The following is a 20823-nucleotide window of genomic DNA, read 5'->3' as shown; positions in this document are numbered from 1 at the left end:
GGGCGCGGAGCGGGGGGTGGAGTGACGCTACGTCCGCGAGTCAGGCATCCACCTTATGAGCCCTCCAACCCTGCTGACCGTTCTCCACCAGAGCGGCGCCCTGCGCACGCTGGATCTGGCCTTCGCCCAAAGCCTGCAACGCCTGGCCCCAGACACCGACCCACAGGTCCTGGCGGCCGCCGCGCTCGCGTCGCTGGCAGTCACCAGCGGCCATGCCGGGCTGGACCCGGCGCGCGCCGCCATGCTGCTGGACCAACGCGACGGCCCATCTCCCGCATTCCCGGACCCCACCGACTGGCAACGCACCCTGGCCGCCTCGCGCTGGGTTGACCAACCGAACCCCGAAGACCCGGCCGCCGCCGACTGCCCGCTGGTCCTCGAACACGGCCTGCTCTACCTGCGCCGCTACCGCGAGTACGAACGCCGGCTTGCGCTAGGCCTGCAACGCGTCGCTGCCCAGCCCATGCCGGCGTTCGACGCCAACGCGCTGGCGCCGTTGTTCGCACAGCTGTTCCCAAACGCGACCGCAACCGCTCAGCCCGTGGACCCAACCCCTCTCCCCCAGGGAGAGGGTGCCCGAAGCGCGGGTGAGGGGTCGGACCTGCCCGCGCCATCCCACCACCAAAACGGCACGAAGCCACCGGCCCCGTCCCACTCCCCCGACCGCCAGGCCCAAGCCGCCGCGCTGGCGCTGCGTCGCGCGCTGTTGCTGATCACCGGCGGCCCCGGCACCGGCAAGACCACCACCATCGCCCGCTTGCTGCTGTTGCGCATCGCCCAGGCCCATGCCGCCGGCCACCCGCCGCCACGCATCGCCCTGGCCGCGCCCACCGGCCGCGCCGCCGAGCGCATGGCCGAAAGCCTGCGCGCCGCCGTCGCCCGCGCCATCGCCGCCGGCATCCAGCTGCTGCCCCATCCCGACGCAGCCCCGCCCAGGCCAACGACACAATCGCCGAACCCCGCCACGTCTCCTCTGCATCCAGCGACAGAGGCAGCAAACCTCGGTGCTTCACCTCTCCCGCAAACGACAGAGACAGCAGGCCCGCATGTTTCCCCTCTCCCGCAAGCGGAAGCAGCAAGCCCTTATGTCTCCCCTCACCTGCAAGCGGAAGCAGCAAGCCCTGATGTTTCCCCTCTCCAGCAAGCGGAGGCAGCAAGCCCGTATGTTTCCCCTCACCCGCTTGCGGGAGAGGGTGCCCGAAGGGCGGGTGAGGGCCCGCCACTGCCCTGGGAATCCCTCCTCCCCACCGGCGCCAGCACCCTGCATCGCCTGCTCGGCGTCATCCCGGATTCGCCAAACTTCCGCCATAACGCAGACAACCCACTGCCGTTCGACCTGATCGTCGTCGACGAAGCTTCCATGGTCGACCTACCGCTGATGTGCAAGCTGGTCGAAGCCGTGGCCGATGGCACCCAGCTGATCCTGCTCGGCGACGCCGACCAGCTGCCTTCGGTGGAAGCCGGCGACGTGCTCGCCGCCATCCTGCAGGCCGCCGGCCCCGGCGATGCCCTGCAACCGCACGACGCCGACGCGCTGCAACCGCTGCTCGGCAGCGCGCCCACTGGCAGCACGCCTGCCAGCATCCAGACCGTTAGCCACACCATCAGCCACACCCACAGCAGCGGCCTGTCCGGCCACCGCGTGCACCTGCTACGCGGCTATCGGCAAGCGGAAAACTTCGCACTCGCCCCACTGGCCGACGCCATCCGCGCCGGCGACGCCGACACCGCGCTGGCCCTGCTGCGCAGCGGCGAGCTGGCCGGCGTGCACTTCCACGAAGACGGCGACGACCCGCTCACCCTCGGCCGCGACGCACTGCTGGCCCACTGGCGCGCGCTGGCCGATGCGCAAGACCCCGCCGCCGCCCTGCGCGCGGCCAGCCGCCTGCGCCTGCTCACCGCCGTGCGCGCCGGCCCGCAAGGCGCGCGCGGCCTCAACGCCCGCATCGAACAACTGCTCGCCGACACCGGCTCCGGCGCCCGCAGACTCGGCGGCGCCTCGCCCTGGTTCCAGGGCCGCCTGCTGCTGATCACCGAAAACAGCTACCGCCACGGCCTGTTCAACGGCGACGTCGGCATCTGTTTGCGCAGCGACGCCAGTCCCTCTTCGGGGCAACGCGACGCGAATTCCTTCTCGGGGCGCGACGACACAAGCGCCACCTCAGAGCGCAGCGATGCAAGCACCGTCACAGCACGCAGCGACGCAGCTGCATCTTCCGGCCCAAGCCACCCCAGCGGCACCGCAACCCGCGCCGACCCCGCCGCCGACCGACGTGCCCAAGGCCCCTTGGTTGCCTGGTTCGAAGGCGACGGCGACGGCCAGGTGCGCGGCTTCCACCCCGCCGCCTTGCCCGCCCACGAGAGCGCCTTCGCCATGACCGTGCACAAGGCCCAGGGCAGCGAATTCGACGACGTCTGGCTGCAACTCCCCACCCGCGACGCCCGCGTGCTCAGCCGCGAACTGCTCTACACCGGCATCACCCGCGCCCGCCGCGCCCTGCACCTGGCCGGCAGCGAAGCGGTCATCCGCGCCGCGCTCGCCCGGCACGCCGCGCGCATTTCGGGATTGGCGTGGCGGTTGGGTGGGGAGCAGCCGCAAGCCGAATCACCGGCCATGCTGGTACACACCGAAGACCAGCAATCACCCCAACAGGGCTCATTGTTCTGAGTTATCCGGCCGCGCTACAACCTCAAGCCTGATCCACTTGTGCACACACTATGGAAAACACGTTCACTGCCTCTGCAAAGTATCTGGTGGAGCGCGGCTTGCAAGTTGTGCAGCGCTCTGAAACAGCACTTGTCGTCGGAATCCAGGGAGACCGCACGCTTGAGCTGCTCCAACTCGCCGATGGATATCGCATGTCGTCCTGGGCTTGCACGCCTGGACCAGGCGAGGACGACTTTGTCTGTCCATTCGCGACGCTCGACGCGCTGCTACTGGCAAGCTGGTGTTTCTATTTCGCAAAGCCGATTGAAATCTCCGGCTGGCAGATTAGTCTGCATAGAAGGCCTTACTGGTCGATCGCCAAACTCCAGTATCGCCTGGCAAATTTGGTACATGTCACAGAGCACCAAATGCAGGCCATCAAAGAAACGCGCCAGAGACAGAGCGTGTCGATGGCAACCGGAACTTGGTCGAACGCCGTCAGCCTTGGTGCACATAGCTTCCTCCTCGCAGGCACGCGCGAGGATTCCGCTGTAAGGCTACTCCTGCGTCGCGACCTTGAAGAAGGCTACGTCGTTAGCGTTTGATAAAATAATTAAAAGCAGGGCATAACATTGTTGCCAGATAAATATTTAAGCGCGTACTAGCGCTGATGTAGCAACGACCATCGGCGCCCCCGCCTCCGAAGCATGTAGGCGTGACCCAGTACGAAATCGGCAACGACCACCGAGCACAAGGCATCTGTCCATGACAGTCCTACCCAACATCCACCCCGGCGAAATCCTGCTTGAGGAGTTCCTTGAGCCGATGGGCATCAGCCAGAACGCCTTGGCGCGGGCCACCGGCGTGCCGCCGCGTCGTATCAACGAGATCGTGCTGGGCAAGCGCGGCATCACCGCCGACACCGCCGTGCGCCTGGCTGCGGCGCTGGGCACGACCGAGCGCTTCTGGCTGGGCTTGCAGGCCGACTACGAACTGGAAGAAGCGCACCGAGCGCTGGGCGATTTGCCATCACGGATCAAGCGGCTGGCGGCGTGATACGCATTGTTTTCAGCATGCCGCGTTAAGCACGTAACCAGAGCAGGTTAGCGAATCTGGTCTGACCGTTGCGCGGCAAGGCAGCACTCCCTGCTGCAACGCTTGGCTGTTGTAGGCAGTAATCAATTCTAGGAACAGGATCAAACCGATGGACCGACGTCGTCGCAAACGGATGGAGCGCTACTGGGCGCGGGCAGAAGCCAAAGCACGTGCTGCGGTCGACCGCTTGGATCCGGAAAGCTGGTTCGATCTGTGGCATACGCACGTGGACTGGAATGGCCGCGGCCTCTCCTCTGCTGAGCATCGGCAGATGGTTAATGCGGTTGCAGTGCGTGTGCTGTGCTACCTGGAGACACGTCTGGCGCATCGTGGTGCAGCGGTGCAACTGTGGGCGGACCTCAGTCCGGACACGATGGATACCGGCATCTACGCGCACTCTGCCAACCCGAACGGCACGACCTTCCCCGCGACCTTTCCCAACCTGGATTGGCAGCAGGCTCTGCCTAGGGAGGTCGCAGCGATACTGCCCGCCACGCATCGGGCCGGCATCGCGTCATGCGATGGCAGTACCTGGTACGTCGTGCAGCGTCAGCCCGATGCAGCCGGCACGGGGGGCCGCCAATGAATTCCACCGACAAAGCCCACCGCACCGCATGCTTTGTGCAGTCGGTGCCCGTCAGCCGCGGAGAGGGAAGCCGCCTGTCACCGGCGCCACCTAACGCCTGGCGCACGCCTGCTTCGGGTGCCGCAGAAGTCTCAAGATTGCGCCGCGCGACCAGGTGGCCCCGTGCCCTGGTTGCGGCAAAGCGTTGTGCGTGATGGGGCGCTCTTTCAAGGCGCCGCCGGCCCGCAACCATGCGCAGTGGATCAAGGTCGAGCGGCTGTACCGCGCGGGCTTTCGGTTCTTCAGTTACGGCAGCCACCTGTGCGCTCCGCTGCCCGCCAAGCTGTCTGAGGTGAATCGCTTCATCCGTGAGCATGCTACGCACCCGTTACGCCTGGGCGGTGCTTGAAGCCCCTCGTACAGCGCTTCTCTCAAAACGCGAGGTCAGGCGATCCACCTGACCCCGTTTTGCCGTCTGGCAGGCCGGGCGGCTTACTTGCCCTTCTTTTCCTGCTTGGCCGCGCGCTTTTCTTTCAGCGTCTTGGCCGGCTCTTTCTTCTGGCTCTTCTTCTGGTCCATCCCCTTGCTCATGACACCCTCGTAGTTGCTGGATTGATCGGTCGGGCAGCGCCATGACCCTGGCGTGCCTGCGCACTTTACGGCTTGTGCACCCTGGAATGGGAGGGGGGAGCGAGGCCGGGGGACAAGCGGCGTGTCAGGCGCAGCATTTTCAAGGAGCGGCGCCGGCAACTCCCGCAGCGGCCGGCAGCCCCAGAACGCAAAACGCCCGCGTGCGACGGTCACCGTCTGCACGCGGGCGCTGGCGGCACCGGCCCTACTTGGCCGGCACGCGCTGGTACTGCTCGCCACCGGTGTTGAGGTGGCCATTGGTCTCATCGATGGCGAAGTTCACCGTCTCGCCATCGTTGGTGACCTGCAGCGCCCCGTCCTTGTAGACGGCCGGGTAGCTCTCGGTCTTGGGCTTGCGGCTGAAGAACTTCGGCGTGGTGCTGCGGACCATGAAGGTCTCGCCATTGCGCGCGATGTCCATCGTCTCTTCCTGCGTCTGCACGTTGACCCAGTGGCCGACGAACTTTTCGCCCTCCACCTTGGCGCACCCGGTCACCAACAACGCCGCGGCCAGCGCGGTACCCATCCACTTCATCATCGTGCGTTCTCCAGTTGAGGCTGAGGCGAGGATGGCCGGTGGGGGATGTATGGGAGGTCAAGGCTGCCGTAATACGGCAGCGCTACTGCAGGGGCGGCCCACACTGTTGGTAATATCAAACCTGACCTAATCAAAAGAAGCGGACTACGCGTGAATTGGTATCGCATCGCTTTTACCAGCTTGCTCCTAACCTTAATCGCCGCGTTAGCGCTGTCTGCAAAATCAATAACCTCTTATTTCGATGAAGTGTCTGAACAGCCCGCGCCACGGCAGCAGGCCACAACTCCATCCACGCAGGACATGATTCTTATATGGACAGCGATCGTAGATCAGCCATATCCCGGATTGCCGTCTCCGCCTAAGGACAAAGACGCCCATGCGGCTACAAAACGTAAACCGGTTGTACTGCTCGATCGATCCACGCAGACGTGTGCAGGTACCAGAGCGCAGCAGCCGTGCGCTTCAAGTTTGAACCAAGAGCTGCTCTCAGGTTCTGCTGTCGATACATTGGTATCAAAGCAGGCGCGAGAGGCACTGATCCTAGCGAATGCTAGCTCAGTGACGGTACGGCTACCTGACGGTGACTACGTGCGAGGAGCGCCAACCGCTGCCGTCGACGCCTTATTGGCGGATTTTAACTGGGCGGCTTTCTACAAGACGTTCCCGGGGACGGCAGGGTACTTACAACTAAGCGTGCCAGTCCTCATCGATGGAGGCTCCCATGCATTGGTGTATGCCGAACAACGTTGCGATGGGCTATGCGGCACGGGCACGCTATATCTTCTGAGCCGCGCAGGAAATAGATGGAAGATCACCAATGGGCTTGTACTGTGGGTCAGCTGAGGTAGCCTCGTCGTCGTTGCAGTGTTGGATCATGAGGCTTCATGCCAGAGCAAGTACCCCGAAGTGAACCTGACCCCGTTTTACCAGTAAGGTTGGCTCTCCAGTCTCCATAGAGCTGACGGCTGGTGAGGGCCGCAGAGTAGATTTCGGCATGGAGTATGAAGTAGACACTTATGTATTCGAGAGGCGTAAGGGGTGTTGGTATCTAACACGGGCGATTAATCTCAGAGACTGACAAGGAATTGGGATATGGAAAAACAATGAGTATCGGTACCTACCACTTGAACACATCTGCAGTCTTCGCCGCAGTGCTTTGCTTCTCTATGACTGGATGCACTTCGTCCGCCCAGGCGGTTGCGTCGCAGCGCGAACAGAGTCGCCATAATGAGCAATCTGTCGCTGTTGATTGTCCCTCCAAAGATTTCGCAACGTTCCTTGAGCGCTATGCCGATTCTGCAGATGACAGTGTGCGTCTCCGCTTTACGGATGACCCGCTGGAATACGAGGTGCCAACGTACACAGTGGAGGACATGACTGATTCTTCCCCTCTTACGCACATCTCAGAAATAAAAGGGTCCTCCCGCTTTGAGCTATTCTCATATCGCTATTTCAGGAGTGCCAAAGTCTTCGATCACATCGATCCTGGCGAAGCAAATCCGCAGCCGGAAGGCGATGCCGGATTCCCCTTTAAGATTGAGGCCGGCGTGGGGGGGGATTACACCGTCTCTTTCGGTATGGAATATGAAGTAGATTCGTACCTGTTCAAACGTAGCAAAGGCTGTTGGCGCATGACGCGCGCGATCAACTTGAGAGACTGATAAGGAGTTGGTACATGGCTGCACAGGAAGCAACGCCCCAAATCCCCTATCGACTAATGCAGCTCGAATGGGACCAAAAAAAGGAATACCACAACGAGGTTGTCGAGAACTTCGACGATCTGGTCACGCATCATCCTTACGGCAACCGCGGCGCCAATCTGCAAAACGGTAGCGCTGTCGGTGGACAAAGAGGTCGAACGCTGGGACTAATCGGTGGCGAATTCCAAGAAATCGAGGTAGCCGAGCCAGGACAAACGCATGGCCTTCGTCCTGACCAAGTTCTGCTGAAGAAGGATTTCTTGCTCGAAGATTCCAGGCTACCCCCTGGGCCTGCTTCGAGGGCACTGGATGTCCCATCGCCCGTTGCTGGTGTGGTGGGCACTGCCGATGCGCGCCAGGGCTTGGTCGATGTGCTGGATCGGGAAGGCGGTGATGTCATCCTGCGTGTCCGGCACATGTCCCCGCTCCACGTGCAGGCCGGTGATCGAGTCGAGTATGGGCAGGCATTGGGAGTTCAGGGCAAACAGGCAACACAGGCAATCCACGTACACATGGAGGTTGATACTCGCTACTACCAACACTACGAGAACTACGTAGGCGATTTGGTCAGCGGTCGCCTGTCGATCGATGCAGAAAGGCGGGATCGTGGCATTGAGCCCAGGCCGTTCGTAGATGACGAAACAATCCGCATCGGTGAATCGTCTGAGATGGTTCGCAAGGCGCAGCAAACCTTGAATGCCGAAGGGTATCGCGGCGCTGACAATCAGCCACTTCAGGAGGATGGTGTCTACCGCCTGTCGATGCAGGCAGCAGTGATCAACTACCAGCAGGCGCATGGACTCTCTCAAACTGGAGACATTGATCCTGCGACATTGCAGCAGATTGCTCCGCGCATCTTCCCGCTCGAGTTGAATCGGGAAGATCACAATGCTGCGCCCACCTACCGAAATATCCAGGGCGCCGTGCCCTCGCAAGACCCACTACACCGTCAGGCCGAAGACGCCGTGCGCCGTCTGGAGCAGAGCCTTGGCCGCGACTATGACGACAACAGCGCTCGGCTTGCGGCTAGCAGCGCCCACTTGGCCAAAGCGAACGGACTAACGCAGATCGACCACGTCGTGTTGAGTAATCAAACAGCGTCCGTGGGACGGGGCGAAAACGTGTTTGTGGTGCAGGGCGCATTGGAGAACCCCGCGCATCTGATGGCCCACATGAAGACGAGCGACGCGATCGCTCAGCCTGTGGAGCAATCTCTTTCGCAGCTACAGACGCTGAGCGAAACGCAGCGGCAGCAACAGGCCCAGCAGCAAAGCCAGCAGCAGGATCAACAACAGCAGCTGAGTGCGCCCCAACATCGAATGGTCTAAGCAGCTAAAAGTTTCGTCTGGCAGCTTGACTCAATAGCCGACGAACTTCGTGCCTTCCACCTTGGTGCAATCGCTTATCAGCAGTGCCGCGGCCGGCGCGGTGCCCATCTACTTCATTATCACGTGTTCTCCAGTTGAGCTGCGCCGAGGATGGCGGGTGGGGGCATGTATGGGAGGTCAAGATTTCCCCTTAACGGCAGCTCAAATGTGAAAGCCGCTTGGCCGCTCAAAAATTAACCAAACGCCGTTATCAGAGCTCTCCTAGATCAAGCTTGCTACTACCGCATACCAAAAGTACGCCTTGGACTTGGCGAAGGTGGCGGAAAGATTTCATCGAATAACTTTGCGAAGTCGACCGTATTGCTAATGATCGCGTCGTCCTTCGTTAAATAAGATCCCAGTTGCTGGGCTGCGCCGCCCGGCGCAGTAAGAATAATTCGCTTGGCATCGGCATTATGCTCCCGGAACAAGGAATATTCCTGTTCAATCCCATCCATGCCACCTATGAAAACTCCCGCACCAAAACTTTGGTCGGTCAACATCCGGGTTCTCATTTCAGCCAAACTTGCAGTCATGTCATCACCCACACGATCTACATAAATGACATTATCGAATTTTTCATTTTCCTTTGGAAAGTCGTCTTCAAAAAAAATACTCTGATACAAGCGTACGCTTTCAGAGTAGTTAACTCCTAGATCCTGACAAACTGACCAAATCATTGGGGTTACGGACGGGTGCCCACCCCAAATTAATGTGTGGTAACGAATGATGCTGGTCACCAACTCGCGCACGGCAACCTGAATTAAAAACGGGTCACTGTCTTCATAAAAATTTCCACGACCCACCTTGGGGACGCTGGCTGACAGAAAAATACGCACTATCAATCCCTCCAATCTGCAAACTGCCAAGCGGCATTGCTAGCCTTGACCCAGCGCACGCCGGGAATATGTTGTCCTAACCAATCCAGATGTTCAACCCATGTAGAAAGTATGCCAATTTCGTCGTACGCCACTGCAGCTTCCATTGCACCTTTGTTAGACGACGCCAAATGTAAAATGTCTGATGTAGGAACACCTATATTAGGGAAGAGACGAATCAAGCTCCCATCCGCGAGTTCTATATGGACGGAGTTCTGATATCCCTGCCCACGCATTTGGCCTCCCACCTGAAGCACTGCTGTACGTAGTCTGCTAATTAAATTAATATTTCGAATCGCATGGCTTCGCGCGCGAAGTTTTTCCAATTGCTGTGAAATCCGATCAATAGCCGCTTCCGTGAGGCGTCCACTTTCCTTATCTATTTCCTCGTCCAATAGCTCGGCTCGTGCCGCTGTTTGGGTGCGTTTGTCGGGAGTATCGTCAGGCCAAGTCACGTTCAGCACTGGGATGTGTTTTGCTAAAGCTCGACCAAATTCAGCTGAAGTCCAGCGGCTTTGAAAGTAACTAGGAGTATGAAGCATCAACAAAACGTCGCAGTCACAAAGCCTGTGCCACAACTGCGCTTGAAAGTCTTCTGCAGGGGGTACACCCCTGGTATCCAAGAAAACCTCGAATTGGCGATTTGCCAGAGCGTCAGCTAATTGCACCGCTGCTTCTTTTGCTTCGTTGCGTTTATAGCTTAAAAAGATCCGTCTTTGACGCGGCAGCAAATTGAGTGTTTCGAGCAATACGCTCACCCCGCGCTCTAATCCTTGTTCTGCGATTCCAAGACAGTTGAGATGCCTTAAGCCCTCTGGAATTACGTGGGAAACTTCGTCAAAACTTGAAGCTACAGGCAAAATAGGTATTTTTGCGGCGAGTAAGCTCGCAGGGGGTGGAGCGTTATTGGGGCTAAGGTAAAGCACCACAGCCGGAATTGTTTCTTTGATGGATAGTTTTTCCGGATTCAAGATCCAAGCTACATCTCGACCTAATTGCAATCCAAAAGGCTCAATCATTTCAGCTATTTTTACGTGAAAAGTGTCTGCCAGAGAATCGTTGGGATCGCTGTATATTATAATCTCGTAAATTGCGCTCATGTTTTCTCTCGTGAATTCGTTACAAGCTGGTGACCAATGATTGCCTTGCCAATTGATTGATTTTGGTTGACTCAAGGTTGAAAATTCTAAAAAAACCAAGGATGTCGCCGGTATTAAAAAATAGCCGGCATATCGATCAAGATGTTATGCCGGCTTAAAAACTTTGTTACTTAGGTGTTGAGCTTTATTTTCTATCGAGCTTTAACTGCGTCATTGATCCACGTTTCAATATTTGATTTTATGTGGTCATAAACATTAGTGCTGATAGTGTACGGTGGGTCGTAGACCTTACCCACGATAGCTTCCCCATCAACAGTGAGGCCAGAAAATGGATTAGAACCCTTGGAAGATTGATTTCCATTCGAGTCTTTCAAGTTGTGGACATAAATTGCAAGAACTCCCAGGCCATCTTTCCATGCTTTTTTGATCTCATGCTTCACCCAGCGGCGTCCGGCTGTTTTCTCGCCAACCAACACGACGAGACATTTTTTGCCCTTCATATTGTCCGCTATCCATTTCTCGATTGCTGCATCACCCTTCTTTTTTACCTCTTCCCACTTATTTGCATCTAGCAACGGCTGTTCATCTATGGCTCCGATCTGTTTTACCTGCGAGACGCGCCAATTGTCCTGCTTGTAATGGAAGCTAAGAAAGCATTTCTCTGACATGTTAATTTCCTCGTCGCTGTTGTGGAGTGGGTCGAGCTGATAAACGACTAATATACTTGAGGTGTAAATATTGTTTTATCCGATAACTAAAAAAATTAAAGGATGGATGTATTTTGATCATGCACTCCCTCTGCACTTCGGTAATTGGGTGCAGCCCATGAAGTCCTCGCGGGTGTAACGATTCTTTCTCTGTACAAGCGTGCTACCGCAGCGCGGGCACGTTAGTGACGCGATGGTCGGAGAGGTATTGGAAGCAAATACAGGTTCAACGCATGATGGTGCTGGCTGCGCTAGCGCTTGTTGCACCGCTCGAATCATCCCCAACAACTGTTCGCCGCCAATCAATTCAATCGGCTTGCCTTGGGCGAAGTGCTCTGCATCCTTGGTGTACCTGCCGATACAGGCGATCTTGACCGCGTGAGCCTGGTGATGGGCTAGCAGGCCGAACATTTCGCGTACGACGCTGACGCCGACCTGCTGGCGCTTCCATTGCTTGCATTGCACCAGCGTACGGCGGCCGTCCTTGCGCAGGATCAGGTCGATGCCGCCGTCGGGGCCGCCCAGGCCGGTTTCTTCGACGCTATAGCCTTGTCGGCGAAAGGCGTCGCCCACCAGTTGTTCGAACTGGCGCCAGCCACCGGCCGCCAGGCTCTCCAGCGTGGTGCGTGTTTCCAGAAAGCGTCGGCGGCTGCGTGCGCCCAGGTAGGAGAACAACGCGGCGAGCCAGCAGATGCCGAGCAGCATCCACGCCAAGGGCGCGAACATGCCATCTGATTGCTGGGCAATACCTTGCGACAGCATCCCGCCGTGCTGAGAGAACCACCAGGTGATGCCGTAGCGCACTGCGAGATACGCGGCGATTCCCGCAACGAAGGCGGCCGGCCACGGCAATGCGGCCAACGCTTCAAATCCGCTCTGTTTCTTTCTGCGTCCCATGCAAGAACCCCCGTTCCAAGTTCGACCATAGCTGCTGAGACGTGTTTTGTCAGCAGAGCGCTCCTGCCGATGCGAACAACGTCCCATCAACGATCTGCGCGATGCACGCGATCGAAGAAACACTAAATTTGTCACTAGAAGCTTGAGCTCGCTTGTGCGTCTGGCCGCGCTCTTGCGCGTGTAGGTATGGGATGCGACCAATCCGGTGCAGTCGATCTTGTTGTGAACGTTGTCTGCCAACGCATCGTATGGGTATGGCTCGAACCTCTTCCTCCGTGATCGGAGAGAGAGACATCCTGCAGAGAGAATCGGCACGGCAAAGCGCGATCCCATTGCATGAAGCGGCTGTCGATGCCACGGACAAAGCCAGCGTCGGCAAGTTGTAAGCAGACGGTCTTCGATGTGTCTTTTTTTCGACACCGTACACGTCCCAACAGCGCGCGTTGCGATGCAGGCGCTGTGCGTTTTGCGCAATGTCTTCAACGTTGTCCCAATGGCTCGCGTGACATGCGTCGGCGCATTGTGGATTTGTGTGCATGCCATCACCCGCGATGGGTTCGCTGCGCAGCAAAACGCAACACACGCGCAATTTATAAGTGAATAGTCGTTTGCGGTTGAGTCTGTTTTGCTAGATTTCGCCCGCCATCGCGGCACCCTGCAATAACAGCGGTGTTGCCGATGGCCAGCATGCCTGCCGTCTTCGTCTTGCGACGTGCGTGCGGCAGGCAATCTCTTGCATGCGTCATGGGGACAACATGAAGATTGAATCGAGCAAGACTCTTGCGCGAAGTGGGATGCTGCGCGCCGTTTGTGGTGCGTGCCTGTGTGTGGCGAGCATGGCGGCGTTGGCCGATCCTGCGCGTGAGGTGGCCAGCACCGGGTGGGCAACGCAAAATGGTGGGACGCGTGGCGGCAGCGCAGCGGCGCTGGCAGATACGTTCGTGGTCGCCGATGCCGATGCGCTCAGGATGGCGTTGCGCGCACCGGTCGGTGCGGGCGGACGCCTGATCTATGTGCAAGGCGTCATCGACGTCAGTGGCGGTGTGGCCTATGCCACCAAGGCCGAAATGAAGCAGCGCGCGCGCCTGGAGATTCCGGCCAAAACTACGCTGATCGGGGTGGGAGCCGATGCCTGGATCATCGAAGGCTATCTGCTGGTCAAGAGCAACGATGTCATCCTGCGCAACCTCAACATCGAAAACCCTTGGGACCCGGAGCCGCTGTGGGATCCGACCGACGGCAAGCTGGGCAACTGGAATTCAGAGTTCGATGGGCTGACCATCGACGGTGCCAGCAATGTATGGATCGACCATATGGTGTTCACCGATGGACGTCGGCTGGATGATCGCAACGAAGTCGCCAATGGCCGCCATGTGCAACATCACGATGGCGCGCTGGACGTCAAGAATGGTGCCAACTACGTGACCATCTCGCACACGTTCTTCGATCACCACGAGAAGAACACGCTGATTGGCTCCACCGACAAGACCGACCGTGGCGATGTGGGCAAGTTGAAGGTCACCATCCACGATTCGCTGTTCAACGCGGTGGCATCACGCGGCCCGCGTGGGCGTTATGGCCAGATCCACCTGTTCAACAATCTGCACCTGGGCGACAAGGCCGATCCGGACTATCCGTTCAACTATGCGCATGGTGTGGCGATCCAGTCGGCGATTCTGTCGGAGAACAACACCTTCCTGGTGGGCGGTGCCAGTGGCTGCAAGGATGTGGTGCAGGACATCGGTGGCGGCAGGTATGTCGATCGTGGTTCGCAGGTCAACGGCGTGCCCATGGTCTGCACACTCAACACGGCGATCGGCTGGAAGCCGCCGTATACGTACGCGCTGCTGCCGACGTCGGAGGTGCCAGCCGCAGTGCTGGCAGACGTAGGAACCGGGCTGTTGTAGCGGCATGCGGCGCAGGCACGGGCCTGCGCCGCATGCATGGTGTCGACACGTGCGTCGGGATCAGTACACGCGACATACATGCCCGCAAGCTAAGCGGCAAGGGGATGCGTTGTCCGCCAACGCGCCGCTTGGAGATCGCTTGGGAATCGCATTCCCTGATCAGTGAGGCAGGCACGTTGCAGTGATAGTCGGTGCGGCAAGGTACGATCCCATTCAATTGTTTGAGTGCGCTGCCGCCGTCGCCATGTCCGCTCCCCGTCCGACCCTCGATGGCATTCCTGCCAGCCAGTTCCAGCTGCCGTCCGGCCCTTGGCACACGGTGCTGCAGGCGCTATGTGCGTGCTTTCCTGGCGTGTCGGCTGAGACGTGGCGCGATCGCTTCGCGCGTGGACGCGTGCTGGATGACCAGCAGCAGGCGTTGGATATCGCCACGCCGTATCGGCTTGGCGCAGAGATCTATTATTTTCGCGAAGTCGCGGACGAGCCGATCATCACGGCAACGGAAACGGTGGTACATGCCGACGCGCATATCGTCGTGGCCTGCAAGCCGCATTTTCTGCCCGTGGTACCTGCTGGTGCGTACGTGCGCCAAACGCTGCTGACCCGGTTGGTACAGCGCCTGGATAACCCGGCGCTGGTGCCGTTGCACCGCATCGACCGCGATACCGCCGGGCTGGTGCTGTTCTCGGCCAACCCGGCGACACGCGGGATCTACCAGGCGTTGTTTCGCGAGCGACGCATTCGCAAGCACTATCTGGCGGTGGCGCCGCCGCTGCCGGGGCTGACGTTTCCGTATGTGCATCGCAGCCGGCTTGAGTCGGGCGAGCCGTTCTTTCGCATGCGCGAGTGCGTGGGCGAACCGAATAGTGAGACAGTGATCGATGTAGTGGCGCGCGGCGCAGACGCGTGGATCTATCGGTTGGAGCCGGTCACCGGGCGCAAGCATCAGTTACGCGTGCATATGGCCGCGCTGGGCGCACCGATCCTGCATGACCGCTTCTATCCCGATCTGGAAGACCAGCGGCCAGATGATCCAGAACGGCCGTTGCAACTGTTCGCGCAGACGCTGGCATTCGATGACCCGCTCACGGGGGAGCCGCGGCACTTCACCGCGACGGTCGGGCCAATACAGTCAACCTGAAAACGATGGCACTACACCGACGTGGGCTACTAAAATATGCCCGCATTATCTGATTTTCAGATATTCGGGATAACGCGCTAGCGTGAGCTCGCGGGCATCCCGCCCGCACACGTCGAGCGCGAGTGCCATGACGACATTGAAACACCGCAAGACCGCCAAGCGGGCAGATGCCGTGCTGGCGAATAACCGACCGATGCACGACGACTTCACCTTCGGCGTCACCGTCGCGCAGATCGACCAGTTCCACACGCTGCTGCGCACGATCACCGCGCAGAGCGACATGGTGGCGGTGTGCAGCGGTAAGTCATTGGATGCCACCAGCCTGTCGGTGCTGGGCGAGAACATTTTCAATGCCGCACGCGCGGTGCGCGTGGTCGTCGACCAGATCCACGCGCAGCGGCTTAGCGATGATTGCGCAGTGCGGGTATCGCTAGCGCGCGGTAGCAAGCGGTAGTGCAGATATCAGATGCCGGGGCGCGCGCGTGCATGCGGCCCCGACGGGTGCCGGCATCGCACGGGATGCCGGCTGAAACGGTTCCGGCGCGTAGCGCCGGATAGCCTCAACGCACCTTGTACAACACCGCCGCACCGGGCCGTGGTTCGAACATCGGCACGGTCTGCTGCTTGAGTGCGGTGCCCTTGGCGTCCCACACCAGCGTTTCGACCGGGTAGTCGTCCTTGCGGGTCATCGTGTCGATCTGCTTGACGATCACGGTCTTGCCGGCGGGTACTTCCGGGTTCCAGGCGAACACGCCCAGGCGGCCATAGAACACGGCCGGAGCGGCGGCATCCAGGCGGCGGTCGGGGCACATCACCAGGCCACGCTCCAGCATCACGCGCAGCGCGCCGACGGGCACGGCCTTGACGGTGGGGCTGGTGCGCTCGGTGCTGTGGCCGGGGCAGACATTGGCCGAGCGGGTGATCATGTCTTCGGCGACTTGCCGGTCGGATTGGGCCAGCGCCGGCACGGCGGTGGCGGACAGGGCAAGCAGGGCAACGGCGGACTTCCAGTTCATCGGCGACTCCTCATGAGATGACACTCCAGAAACGGCGGCCCGGGTCACCCGGCGCCACCAGCAACGCGCCCAGATGCTAGCAAGGCGGTTGTTAAAGACTGCCGATGGCAATGCCGGCTGACTGACGCAACGGCTGTCGGGAGACTCCTGATTGAGCGCGGTCAGCCGCACCGTTAGCGTGCGCGCTAGACACTGCCGGACTGCACCGTGGAACGCGCCGACCTGATTGACTCACTGCTCATTGGCATGCGCCGGGCCGAAGCCCTGCGCGCACAGCCGTCCAGCTACAGCACGGCGCACAGCGCGCAGATGGCGGTCGATCACGGCAAGGCCGCCGACGCCGAGCTGGTGCTGTCGCTGTTCAAATTCAGCCCGGAGCATCTCAAGTTGCTGGGCGGTGCCGGGATCGAGGCGCTGGGCGAGATCGTGTGCCACGCCTGGGCACTGCACGGCGGCAATAACGAGGCGCTGATCCGCTGGTTTCGCGAACCGATGAACGCGCTGGACGGCCAGACCCCCGCCGCATTGGTTCGCTCCGGCAGTCTCAAGGTGTTGCTGCTGGTGTTGCGCCAGCAGATGGAGTGGGAATTGCCAAAGCGCTCGGCGTGAGCAGCTGAGAAACCGACTGTACTCACCGCATGGCGGGTTGGCCGGTGTTCGGTGCACGCGTGCAGACCGGTGATGGGCGCGTCGTCCAGAGCCACCTGACGACTGCTTGCGACGTGTTTTTAGCTGCTCTCAGCGGTAAGGCGACGATGCACGCGGTGTCGTCAGCGCGCGGTGTGGTCAATGCCAGGCATCTTGCGCGTCGTGCGCAGCACGTTGGCACACTGCATCGCGGTGCGCAGGTGCGTTGCTGCACGTAGCAGCCCTGCATGCGGTTGCACGAGCGCGCTGCTGCGCCGTGCGGTGTTGCAGCGCAGGCGCAGATATCGAGTTAATCGTCTGAGCGAAATCAGTCGCGCGCACCGCCGGGACGCCACTAGGTGGCACCAGCGGTGCAGCGGCGCAGTTACTGCTTCGGTCGCGCCACTGCGTACATTTCCGCGGCGATCTTCTTCATCAGGGCGTTGCCGTCGTCGCCTTCCTTGTACAGGTCGAAGTGGCTGCGGCCTTCCAGATAGCGGAAGTCGCTCTTGGCGCCCAGGCCGTCCAGCACCGACTGGAATTTATGCGCCGCGCCGTCCAGGTAGAACGTGTCGGCAGTGCCGACAATCAGGTGAATCTTGCCGTCCAGGTCCGGCTTGAGCGTGGGCCATTGCGCGGCCACGCGGGCGGCGATGTCGTAATGCGTGCGCCAGTAGGCCGCCACGGCCGGGTCGACCTTGCCGGTGTCGCGGTCGAACATCGGCACCGGGCGGCCGTCGGCGCCGCGCGGGGAGAACACCCACTCGAACGAGGTGAGCTGGCCGCCGTACGGGCCGAGCACACGTTCGAGCTTGGCGAAGGTTTCCAGCTCGGCCACCACCTTGCCCCCATCGCGGACCAGCGGGAACTGGCTGCCGTCGGGGCGCCGGTAGACGTTGGCATTGGGCGCGTACAGATCCGGGCCGGTGAAGTCGCGGAAGTCGCTGGAATCGGGCGAGGTGGACCAGGTGCCGCCGAACAGTTTGGGGTAGCGCGTCTGCAGCCACAGCGTGGCCCAGCCGCCGGACGAGTGCCCGGTCAAGAACCGGCCGCTGGCCTTGCCGTCCATCTTGTACTGGCGCTCCAGCGCCGGGATCAGCTCTTCGGTCAGCGCGGTGCCCCAGGGGCCATTGTTGACCGAGTCGGCGAACTCGTGGGTGCCGGTGGGCGTGGCCTGATCCAGGAACACCCAGATCATCGGCGGCATCTGCTTGGCCGCCATCGCGCTCCAGGTGGCGGCGATGCTGCCGGCAAAGCGGTTGTAGTTGCCGCCGAAGCCGTGGGTGACATACACGGTTGGGTAGCGCGTGCGGGCTTTGGCGTCATAGCCGGGTGGGGTGAGCACGCGTGCGCGCAGCGAGACCGGCCGGCCCCAAAACGCGCTCAGCGACGGACTCACCATCGAGGCATCGTTGGTGTGCAGCTTGGCCTCGGGCACGGCATCGCGCACAGCCTGCGGTGCGCGTGGCGACACCTGCCACGGGTCGTCCGAGACGGGCACTTTTGTGCTCAGCGTCAGTGCCGGCAGCGCTGCGCCTTTGCCCAGGGTGACCGCCGTCACCGCGCTCAGCAGGTCGCCGCCATCGCGGCCGCTGTAGCCATAGCTGCGGTCCGGGTCCAGCACGGCCTGGAACAGATAGGCGCCGGCCGGCAGCGCAGAGAACCCGTTCGGGTAGGCGATGTTGTCCAGATCGATCTGCACGCTGGCCCCCGGCGCTAGCCCGGCAACCTCCTGCGCGGCCACCGTGGTGGCACTGGGACGGAACGGGTTGGTATCCACCGCCTCCACCTTGCCGTCCTTGGCCTGCGCCTGCGCGTCCTTGGCCAGGGTGGCGAACACTAGCAGCCGCCCGGAGACGGGCTGGTCGGTGGCGCCGCCAAGGGTGACGCGCAGCAGGCGATGCGCGGCCACCGGCTCGGCGGCGTGCGCGGCGCAGGCGCACAGCAGGCCAACGGCCAGCCCAAGGCGAGGTGCAAGACGGTGCAGAGACATGCGGATCCTTTGAGACGCAGATGGATGGAGTGGGCGTGGCGGCCCTGGGCGGACTGTAGCCAGTTTGCAGCGTGGCGCGTGCTGCAATCGCGAGATCTAGTCACCGTATCCGATCTGAGTAACGTGAAACTTACTCAGGCGGCGCGAGCGACGGGAGTAATAGCGCCTGAGGAAGTCCACTGCACTGTGGGCATCTAGAGTTGCCGACTCCGGTCGCCAAGCAGCTCAAATGAGCAACGCCGACGCGCCAGGCAGCCTGGAACTGTGGCTGTAAGCGTGCTGCGTCGGTGAGCTAAGGGAGCAGCGCAATACAATCGCATTTCCAGCTGCTGCCCACCGCATTCCAAGCGCACCATGACTTGGTTGTTCCACTGCGCGTGATGCCTCTTGCGTAGATGTCTGCACGGTCTGCTGATTTGCAACTTCGAGTTTCTGCAGATTCTCGGCCAAGGGCTGATTGACGGCTTCGGCTTTGTCCACATGCGTGCGCAACACATCCATGTCGTTCCCAGGATTCTTGTACGTTGCGAAAAAATTGCCGTTCGTTTGACTGGGAATGACGTCCTGGATCTCGGGTAGAGGCGGGCGATTGAGTTTGGCCTGGACCGCCAGGGCACCTGCAATGCGTTCCTTGTCTTGCTGGTTGGTGTAGATGCCGGCATCCGGGCCGAGCTTATCGAGCCCGGCCAAGGCTTGCTTGAACAATGGGTCATCACGCAGCCGCTCTTCTTGCTGCGGATCGAGAGGTGCTCCACCTGCGCTGAAGGTGCGTCCCGAGTTGCCTAGTCCTGGCACCGAGGGCTGGATCGATTCGTCGAGCTGTCGTCCCGATGCAGGCGCCCAATGGCCGAAAACGCCGTCGTTCTTCGGTTCCGGAAGTCGTACATCCCGCAGCACGCTATCGGCCAGTGTGTTGGAGTTTTGCAACTGGGGATCGTAGGGGTAGTTGTCATCCTTGCTCTTGGCATTGGCGACCATGCTTACCCACGTTGCTGACAAGTCCGCACCATGTGCGATCTCTTCGCGGTATTGCTTTTGTCCAACCGCATTCGGGTTGTCCGGATGATCGGGGTTGGCCCGGTCATAGGGCAGGTTAGCCTCGACGTGCATCCGCCCATACGGCAGTCCAGGGTGCTCATCGCCGGTCCAGCCGCTGATGGTGTGCTGGTTGCCTTCCTTATCGGTGTAGAGAAGGAATTTGTGGTGGTATTCCTTACCCAGCGCAGCCCCGATGTTGCGGTATCCAACTTCGATCTTCTCGTCCATGACGTTCTCCGTTGGCTTACTGATTCTTGATGTGGACGGCGTCGATGTGTGTCACCTTGCCGCCGGTATCCAAAGAAAACGTCATCACGATGGAACGTGCATCTGGATCAAGCATTGCCTGCCCCCTGTTGTCCCTGATGACCACCTTGTCTGCAGTGTCTTCAACAATCTTTGAAGTTGGAGCTTTGCCGAATGTCTCCAGCACCACCGACTTCGTCGCCCCCAAAGGGATGTACTTGGCAACGGTGCTGCTTACGTCGACCTGTTCGAATCGGACGGGCTTTTTGGATGCATAAATCTCGTCAAGCATTGGGCTGGCTCCTGATTTCATCGTGTCTTCCTGTGTCGAAGCGGTGCGTGCGGTATCTGTATTGGCGCAGGACGAAAGCGGGAGCGCAAGCCAGATAAGTGCGAGCGTTGCAGCCCAACCGTTTAGCATGATGCGTGGCATGGCGACTCCTGATGCAACTAATCACTAGAATAAAATGCCCGAGAGGTCTTGGGCTTTCCCCAGGTAGTCTAGGACATCAACCTTCCTTAAAAACGGACGAGCCTAGCGTACTACACGCTCTTGGCCTTTGACGCATGGGTGAGCTGGGTCGCCAGGGTTAACTTGGAAAGAGCGCAATTTTGGTGCATCCAAATGTATGGATTGGATATTCCTGTAATCCATATCTCGTCAAATAGGTGGCCAAACTTCGGTAGCACGACTAGAAATGGTAGGCCCCCAAATGCTCCATATAGTCGTT

21 protein-coding genes are annotated in these 20823 nt (G+C 60.1%); 12 read left to right on the top strand and 9 right to left on the bottom strand.

Annotated features, from left to right (window positions below):
* Positions 1–55 precede the first annotated feature (55 nt).
* The 5 genes from ASF90_RS16060 (at position 56) to ASF90_RS16040 (ending at position 4716) form a co-directional block, all read left to right on the top strand.
* Positions 56–2668 carry an AAA family ATPase gene (locus tag ASF90_RS16060; protein WP_055852443.1) on the top strand — a complete coding sequence of 871 codons (2613 nt, stop codon included), beginning with the start codon at positions 56–58 and terminating at the stop codon, positions 2666–2668.
* A gap of 50 nt (positions 2669–2718) precedes the next feature.
* On the top strand, positions 2719–3252 hold the full coding sequence (locus ASF90_RS16055; protein WP_055852440.1) for a hypothetical protein: 534 nt from the start codon (positions 2719–2721) through the stop codon (positions 3250–3252).
* Positions 3253–3412: 160 nt separating this feature from the next.
* Complete coding sequence (locus ASF90_RS16050) at positions 3413–3703, top strand: HigA family addiction module antitoxin (RefSeq protein ID WP_055852437.1); 291 nt, start codon at positions 3413–3415, stop codon at positions 3701–3703.
* A 148-nt stretch (positions 3704–3851) separates the two neighbouring features.
* Complete coding sequence (locus ASF90_RS16045; protein ID WP_236699287.1) at positions 3852–4328, top strand: hypothetical protein; 477 nt, start codon at positions 3852–3854, stop codon at positions 4326–4328.
* A gap of 193 nt (positions 4329–4521) precedes the next feature.
* Positions 4522–4716: a hypothetical protein gene (locus tag ASF90_RS16040; protein ID WP_055852435.1), complete on the top strand. Its 195-nt coding sequence runs from the start codon at positions 4522–4524 to the stop codon at positions 4714–4716.
* A gap of 426 nt (positions 4717–5142) precedes the next feature.
* On the opposite strand, the gene ASF90_RS16035 is transcribed toward ASF90_RS16040, so the two are convergent.
* The gene (locus ASF90_RS16035) at positions 5143–5475 is read right to left on the bottom strand and encodes a hypothetical protein (RefSeq protein WP_055852432.1); all 333 of its coding nucleotides are present in this window, start codon (positions 5473–5475) and stop codon (positions 5143–5145) included.
* Between the two features lie 1103 nt (positions 5476–6578).
* Between ASF90_RS16035 and ASF90_RS16030 the strand changes: the two genes are divergently transcribed.
* Entirely contained in the window at positions 6579–7136 is a 558-nt protein-coding gene (locus tag ASF90_RS16030) for a hypothetical protein (protein WP_055852431.1), read from the top strand.
* 551 nt (positions 7137–7687) lie between these two features.
* Complete coding sequence (locus ASF90_RS24520; protein ID WP_330218881.1) at positions 7688–8503, top strand: peptidoglycan-binding domain-containing protein; 816 nt, start codon at positions 7688–7690, stop codon at positions 8501–8503.
* Between the two features lie 278 nt (positions 8504–8781).
* Here the strand turns inward: ASF90_RS24520 and ASF90_RS22660 are convergent, their stop codons facing one another.
* The 4 genes from ASF90_RS22660 to ASF90_RS16015 all read right to left on the bottom strand — a co-directional run bounded on the left by ASF90_RS22660 (position 8782) and on the right by ASF90_RS16015 (position 12124).
* Positions 8782–9381: a hypothetical protein gene (locus ASF90_RS22660; protein WP_153066498.1), complete on the bottom strand. Its 600-nt coding sequence runs from the start codon at positions 9379–9381 to the stop codon at positions 8782–8784.
* A 2-nt stretch (positions 9382–9383) separates the two neighbouring features.
* Positions 9384–10520, bottom strand: coding sequence for a toll/interleukin-1 receptor domain-containing protein (locus ASF90_RS22655; RefSeq protein WP_082473579.1), 1137 nt, complete (start codon positions 10518–10520; stop codon positions 9384–9386).
* Positions 10521–10711: 191 nt separating this feature from the next.
* A complete protein-coding gene (locus ASF90_RS22650) occupies positions 10712–11188 on the bottom strand; it encodes a TIR domain-containing protein (RefSeq protein ID WP_082473578.1) in 477 nt (158 codons plus the stop codon).
* 117 nt (positions 11189–11305) lie between these two features.
* Positions 11306–12124, bottom strand: a complete 819-nt coding sequence (locus tag ASF90_RS16015; protein ID WP_055852424.1) for a restriction endonuclease — start codon at positions 12122–12124, stop codon at positions 11306–11308.
* An 836-nt stretch (positions 12125–12960) separates the two neighbouring features.
* Between ASF90_RS16015 and ASF90_RS16010 the strand changes: the two genes are divergently transcribed.
* From ASF90_RS16010 to ASF90_RS16000, 3 genes are all read left to right on the top strand, one after another.
* On the top strand, positions 12961–14031 hold the full coding sequence (locus ASF90_RS16010) for a pectate lyase (RefSeq protein ID WP_236699286.1): 1071 nt from the start codon (positions 12961–12963) through the stop codon (positions 14029–14031).
* A gap of 244 nt (positions 14032–14275) precedes the next feature.
* Complete coding sequence (locus ASF90_RS16005) at positions 14276–15172, top strand: RluA family pseudouridine synthase (RefSeq protein WP_055852421.1); 897 nt, start codon at positions 14276–14278, stop codon at positions 15170–15172.
* A 127-nt stretch (positions 15173–15299) separates the two neighbouring features.
* A complete protein-coding gene (locus ASF90_RS16000) occupies positions 15300–15626 on the top strand; it encodes a hypothetical protein (RefSeq protein ID WP_055852418.1) in 327 nt (108 codons plus the stop codon).
* A 106-nt stretch (positions 15627–15732) separates the two neighbouring features.
* Here ASF90_RS16000 and ASF90_RS15995 read toward each other — a convergent pair whose 3' ends face one another.
* Positions 15733–16164, bottom strand: a complete 432-nt coding sequence (locus ASF90_RS15995) for a hypothetical protein (RefSeq protein ID WP_193552571.1) — start codon at positions 16162–16164, stop codon at positions 15733–15735.
* A gap of 231 nt (positions 16165–16395) precedes the next feature.
* Between ASF90_RS15995 and ASF90_RS15990 the strand changes: the two genes are divergently transcribed.
* The gene (locus tag ASF90_RS15990) at positions 16396–16797 is read left to right on the top strand and encodes an antitoxin Xre/MbcA/ParS toxin-binding domain-containing protein (protein WP_055852415.1); all 402 of its coding nucleotides are present in this window, start codon (positions 16396–16398) and stop codon (positions 16795–16797) included.
* A gap of 403 nt (positions 16798–17200) precedes the next feature.
* Here the strand turns inward: ASF90_RS15990 and ASF90_RS15985 are convergent, their stop codons facing one another.
* Complete coding sequence (locus ASF90_RS15985) at positions 17201–18808, bottom strand: alpha/beta hydrolase-fold protein (RefSeq protein ID WP_055852413.1); 1608 nt, start codon at positions 18806–18808, stop codon at positions 17201–17203.
* 225 nt (positions 18809–19033) lie between these two features.
* On the bottom strand, positions 19034–19498 hold the full coding sequence (locus ASF90_RS23525; RefSeq protein ID WP_330218880.1) for an XVIPCD domain-containing protein: 465 nt from the start codon (positions 19496–19498) through the stop codon (positions 19034–19036).
* A gap of 318 nt (positions 19499–19816) precedes the next feature.
* On the opposite strand from ASF90_RS23525, the gene ASF90_RS22640 reads away from it, so the two are divergent.
* Positions 19817–20104, top strand: coding sequence for a hypothetical protein (locus ASF90_RS22640; protein ID WP_156364979.1), 288 nt, complete (start codon positions 19817–19819; stop codon positions 20102–20104).
* Here the strand turns inward: ASF90_RS22640 and ASF90_RS15975 are convergent.
* Positions 20091–20525: a DUF6393 family protein gene (locus ASF90_RS15975; protein ID WP_236699285.1), complete on the bottom strand. Its 435-nt coding sequence runs from the start codon at positions 20523–20525 to the stop codon at positions 20091–20093. The genes ASF90_RS22640 and ASF90_RS15975 overlap by 14 nt on opposite strands.
* Between the last annotated feature and the right edge of the window lie 298 nt (positions 20526–20823).

This window comes from Xanthomonas sp. Leaf148 (genome assembly GCF_001423585.1).
In the GTDB taxonomy this organism is placed as follows: domain Bacteria; phylum Pseudomonadota; class Gammaproteobacteria; order Xanthomonadales; family Xanthomonadaceae; genus Xanthomonas.
The sequence above is the reverse complement of the archived record's forward strand: the minus strand, read 5'-3'. Positions and strand labels throughout refer to the sequence as shown.

Excerpts from the sequence above, each read along its gene's own strand:
- ASF90_RS16045 (WP_236699287.1), top strand. The coding sequence starts at position 3,852 with ATGGACCGACGTCGTCGCAAACGGATGGAGCGCTACTGGGCGCGGGCA.
- ASF90_RS16055 (WP_055852440.1), top strand. The coding sequence starts at position 2,719 with ATGGAAAACACGTTCACTGCCTCTGCAAAGTATCTGGTGGAGCGCGGC.
- ASF90_RS16050 (WP_055852437.1), top strand. The coding sequence starts at position 3,413 with ATGACAGTCCTACCCAACATCCACCCCGGCGAAATCCTGCTTGAGGAG.
- ASF90_RS22655 (WP_082473579.1), bottom strand. The coding sequence starts at position 10,520 with ATGAGCGCAATTTACGAGATTATAATATACAGCGATCCCAACGATTCT.
- ASF90_RS16030 (WP_055852431.1), top strand. The coding sequence starts at position 6,579 with ATGAGTATCGGTACCTACCACTTGAACACATCTGCAGTCTTCGCCGCA.
- ASF90_RS16015 (WP_055852424.1), bottom strand. The coding sequence starts at position 12,124 with ATGGGACGCAGAAAGAAACAGAGCGGATTTGAAGCGTTGGCCGCATTG.
- ASF90_RS22650 (WP_082473578.1), bottom strand. The coding sequence starts at position 11,188 with ATGTCAGAGAAATGCTTTCTTAGCTTCCATTACAAGCAGGACAATTGG.
- ASF90_RS16000 (WP_055852418.1), top strand. The coding sequence starts at position 15,300 with ATGACGACATTGAAACACCGCAAGACCGCCAAGCGGGCAGATGCCGTG.
- ASF90_RS16010 (WP_236699286.1), top strand. The coding sequence starts at position 12,961 with ATGGCGGCGTTGGCCGATCCTGCGCGTGAGGTGGCCAGCACCGGGTGG.
- ASF90_RS16040 (WP_055852435.1), top strand. The coding sequence starts at position 4,522 with ATGGGGCGCTCTTTCAAGGCGCCGCCGGCCCGCAACCATGCGCAGTGG.
- ASF90_RS15985 (WP_055852413.1), bottom strand. The coding sequence starts at position 18,808 with ATGTCTCTGCACCGTCTTGCACCTCGCCTTGGGCTGGCCGTTGGCCTG.
- ASF90_RS16035 (WP_055852432.1), bottom strand. The coding sequence starts at position 5,475 with ATGATGAAGTGGATGGGTACCGCGCTGGCCGCGGCGTTGTTGGTGACC.
- ASF90_RS24520 (WP_330218881.1), top strand. The coding sequence starts at position 7,688 with ATGGAGGTTGATACTCGCTACTACCAACACTACGAGAACTACGTAGGC.
- ASF90_RS22640 (WP_156364979.1), top strand. The coding sequence starts at position 19,817 with ATGTGCGATCTCTTCGCGGTATTGCTTTTGTCCAACCGCATTCGGGTT.
- ASF90_RS15975 (WP_236699285.1), bottom strand. The coding sequence starts at position 20,525 with ATGCCACGCATCATGCTAAACGGTTGGGCTGCAACGCTCGCACTTATC.
- ASF90_RS16005 (WP_055852421.1), top strand. The coding sequence starts at position 14,276 with ATGTCCGCTCCCCGTCCGACCCTCGATGGCATTCCTGCCAGCCAGTTC.
- ASF90_RS16060 (WP_055852443.1), top strand. The coding sequence starts at position 56 with ATGAGCCCTCCAACCCTGCTGACCGTTCTCCACCAGAGCGGCGCCCTG.